Below are 2045 nucleotides of genomic sequence, written 5' to 3'. Positions count from 1 at the left end.
GGGCGCGGCGTCGACGCCGCGTTCGACCTGGTGGGCGCCGCGCCCACGATCAGGACGGCGCAGGCGTGCCTCGCGCAGCAGGGGCGGCTCACCGTCGTCGGCATCGCCGGCGGGGTGACCGAGTGGAGCTTCTTCACCAACCCGTACGAGGCGGAGATCACCAACACCTACTGGGGCACCGTCGAGGAGCTCTACGAGGTGGTCGCGATGTACCGGGCGGGGCAGATCGTGCCCGACGTCGAGCGGTAACCCCTCGACCGGTTCGACGAGGCGTACCGCAAGCTGGAGGCAGGGCAGCTGTCCGGACGCGCGGTCATCGTGCCGCACGCCTGAGACCGCGAGAACGCCGGGCGGCCTCGCGGAGGCTGCCCGGCGTGGGACGTCAGTTCCCGGAGCCGCCGCGGCGCCAGCGGATGCCGGCCTCGATGAAGTCGTCGATGGCGCCGTCGAACACGGCCTGCGGGTTGCCCGACTCGTGCTCGGTGCGCAGGTCCTTGACCATCTGGTACGGCTGCAGCACGTAGGACCGCATCTGGTCGCCCCAGCTGGCCTTGATGTCGCCGGCCATCTCCTTCTTCTTCGCGGCCTCCTCCGCCTTGCGGAGCAGCAGCAGGCGCGACTGGAGCACGCGGTAGGCGGCCGCGCGGTTCTGGATCTGCGACTTCTCGTTCTGCATCGCGACGACGACACCCGTGGGGATGTGCGTCATGCGGACCGCGGAGTCCGTCGTGTTGACCGACTGACCACCCGGGCCCGAGGAGCGGTACACGTCGATCTTGAGCTCGGAGTCCGGGATGTCGATGTGGTCCGTCTGCTCGATGAGCGGGATCACCTCGACCGCCGCGAACGACGTCTGCCGGCGGCCCTGGTTGTCGAACGGCGAGATGCGCACCAGGCGGTGCGTGCCCGCCTCGACCGACAGGTTGCCGAAGGCGTAGGGCACGTTGACCTCGAAGGTCGCGGACTTGAGGCCCGCCTCCTCGGCGTAGGACGTGTCGCCGACCTTGGTCGGGTACCCGTGCCGCTCGGCCCAGCGCAGGTACATGCGCATCAGCATCTCGGCGAAGTCGGCGGCGTCCACGCCACCGGCGCCCGCGCGGATCGTCACGACGGCCTCGCGGGAGTCGTACTCGCCGTTGAGCAGCGTGCGGACCTCGAGGGCGGCGAGGTCCTTGCGGATCTTCTCGACCTCCTCCTCGGCCTCGGTCAGCGAGTCGGCGTCCTCCATCTCCTGGCCGAGCTCCACGAGGGTCTCGACGTCGTCGATGCGGGCGGCGAGCTTCTCCACCCGGCTCAGCTCGGCCTGTGCGGCCGAGAGCGCGGAGGTGACCTTCTGGCCCTCCTCCGGGTCGTCCCACAGGTTGGGCGCCGACGCCTGCTCCGACAGCTCGGCGATCTTCGCTTCGAGCGCGGTGGGGTCGCTCACGGCCTCGATGGACTCGAGGGTCGTGCGAAGCGCCTTGATCTCAGCGGGAAAGTCGTTGGTGGCCACGATGTTCAAGGTTACCCGCGCATCCCGGTGCCCGACGCCGGAAAACCCCGCGCCGCCCTCAGCCCCAGGTCAGCGAGCCCCCGGCTCGGGCAGCTCGCGGCCGAACATCTGCGCGGTCGCGCGGGCGCTGGGCGTCCCCGCGTCCGGGTCGGCGCCGTGCTCGATCAGCACCTGGATCACGTCGGCCTCGTTCTTGAACACGGCCCCCGCGAGCGGCGCCTGGTTGTTGCCGTTGAGCCGGTTCACGTCCGCGCCGCGCTCGGCGAGACCCGCCGTCAGGGCGGCGTGCCCGTGATAGGCGGCGAGCATCAGCAGGGTGTTGTCCGCCTCGTCGGCCAGCTCGACCGGAAGACCGGCGTCCACGAGGTCCAGGAGCACGTCCGCGCCCTGTCGGGCGAGGTCGAAGATCTGCTGGGGCTCCAGGCGCGTGCCGCCCTGCTCGTTCGCGCCCTGCTCGCCGGTGCTCTGCTCGCTCATGGCCACAACCTAACCCGGCCCGGTGAGCCGGGCCGCGGGTCGCGCTCCGGCCGCGCTCACCAGGCGCGAGCCGTGG

Annotated in this window: 2 protein-coding genes and 1 pseudogene; 1 reads left to right on the top strand and 2 read right to left on the bottom strand. The window is 71.1% G+C overall.

Going from position 1 to position 2045, the window contains the following annotated elements; all coding sequences use genetic code 11:
- Positions 1–333 (top strand): annotated as a pseudogene (locus PROKR_RS25995) (zinc-binding dehydrogenase); the annotation flags it as partial.
- Positions 334–382: 49 nt separating this feature from the next.
- On the opposite strand, the gene prfB reads toward PROKR_RS25995, so the two are convergent.
- Both prfB and PROKR_RS25985 read right to left on the bottom strand, forming a co-directional pair.
- On the bottom strand, positions 383–1492 hold the full coding sequence (prfB, locus tag PROKR_RS25990; protein WP_036969519.1) for a peptide chain release factor 2: 1110 nt from the start codon (positions 1490–1492) through the stop codon (positions 383–385).
- 69 nt (positions 1493–1561) lie between these two features.
- Positions 1562–1975: an ankyrin repeat domain-containing protein gene (locus PROKR_RS25985; RefSeq protein ID WP_211240248.1), complete on the bottom strand. Its 414-nt coding sequence runs from the start codon at positions 1973–1975 to the stop codon at positions 1562–1564.
- Between the last annotated feature and the right edge of the window lie 70 nt (positions 1976–2045).

It is taken from the genome of Promicromonospora kroppenstedtii DSM 19349, assembly GCF_000515355.1.
GTDB classification, from domain to species: domain Bacteria; phylum Actinomycetota; class Actinomycetes; order Actinomycetales; family Cellulomonadaceae; genus Promicromonospora; species Promicromonospora kroppenstedtii.
Note: the sequence above shows the minus strand (reverse complement) of the source record. Positions and strands in the feature narration are given on the sequence as shown.